We start from the raw sequence: 1683 nt of genomic DNA on the forward strand, positions 1-1683 counted from the left end.
GCGCCTGCTTGCCCAGCAGGAACTCCAGCTTCGTCACCGGCGTCACGTAGAAGTTGATGATCGAGCCCAGCTCCTTCTCCCGCACCACCGCCAGCGCCGACAGCATGGAGGGGATCATCAGCAGCAACAGGGGGATGACCGCCGGCACCATGGCCACCAGGCTTTGCAGGTCCGGGTTGTAACGATAGCGGATGGCCACCTCGAACGCGCCCGCGTTGGCGGCCGCGCCCAGCAGTTCCCGCGTCTTCTGTTGCAGCCAGGCGGCGTGCATTCCCTGCACGTAGCCGCGGATGGTTTCGGCCCGTTGCGGCATGGCGCCGTCAATCCAGGCGGCGATCTCGACGGGGCGGCCGTGCGCCGCGTCCCTGGCGAAACCGGAGGGAATCTCGATGGCCAGGCTGATGTCGCCGTTGCGCATGCGCCGGTCCAGCTCCTCGTAGCTGGCGATGGGCGGCTTCTCCGTGAAATAGCGAGAGCCGGAAATCTGCTGGGCGTAATCACGGCTCGTGGTGGTGTTGTCCCGGTCCAGAACGGCGAAGCTGAGGTTCTCCACGTCCATGTTGACGCCGTAGCCGATGACGAACATCAGCAGCACCGTGCCGATGATCGCCAGCGTGGCGCGGATGGGGTCGCGGCGCAGCTCGAGCGCCTCGCGCCGGGAATAGGCCAGCATCCGCCGCAGATCGAAGCCGCGCCGGATATGGCTCGCGTGTTCCGGCGTCGCCGCCTCCGTCTCTCCCGCCTCCGTGGCGGGCGGTTGTCCGGCGGTCGGGTCGGTCTGCTTCACCGCCTCTTCCAGGCAGGCGATGAAGGCGTCCTCCAGCGTGTCGGCGTGGTAGGCCCTGGTGATCGCTTCCGGCGTATCGGAGATCAGCACGCGCCCGGCGTGCATCAGCGAAATGCGATCGCACCAGCCCGCCTCGTTCATGAAGTGAGTGGAGACAAAGATCGTGACGTTGTCCCGGCGCGACAGGTCGGACAGAATCCGCCAGAAATTGTCGCGCGCCACCGGGTCGACGCCGGAGGTAGGTTCATCGAGGATCAGGATGACCGGGCCGTGGATGATGGCGACGGCCAGCGACAGTCTCTGGCGCACGCCCAGCGGCAGATCGTCCGGCAGGGCGTCCATGACGTCCTCAAGATCGAACCGGCTGGCCAGTTCGCGCATGCGCGGGCCGATGGCCGCGGCCTCCATGCCGAACAGCTCCGCGTGCAGCTTCAGGTTCTGGCTGACTGTCAGCTCCGTGTAGAGCGAGAACGCCTGGCTCATGTAGCCGACGCGCTGGCGCACGGCCATGTCCTTTGGGTCAACCTCGCCGCCGAACAGCCGCGCCACGCCCGCGCTTGCCGGCAACAGGCCGGCCAGCACCTTCATGGTCGTGGTCTTGCCGCAGCCGTTGGAGCCGAGAAAACCGAAGATCTCGCCGCGCGGGATGCGGAAACTCACGTCATCGACGGCGGTGAAATCGCCGAACTTCACCGTGACGTGCTCGGCTTCGATGGCGATCTCCGCCGTTTCGCCGGCGGGGCGGGGCGGAATGACCACCTCGTGGTGGTCGCGCCGCGCCTCTTCCGGCAACAGCGCCACGAAAGCCGCGTCCAGGTCGGCGGCGCCGGTCCGGTCCAGCAGTTCCTGCGGTGAACCGGTGGCGAGGATTTCGCCGGCGTTCATGGCGATCAGCC

Annotated in this window: 1 protein-coding gene; it reads right to left on the reverse strand. The window is 67.1% G+C overall.

What is annotated here, in order from left to right; genetic code table 11:
- The coding region (locus WBG82_RS16310) for an ATP-binding cassette domain-containing protein (RefSeq protein WP_424426045.1) at positions 1 to 1683 on the reverse strand (1683 nt) is incomplete at both ends.

It is taken from the genome of Parvibaculum sp., from assembly GCF_049671045.1.
Lineage (GTDB): Bacteria > Pseudomonadota > Alphaproteobacteria > Parvibaculales > Parvibaculaceae > Parvibaculum.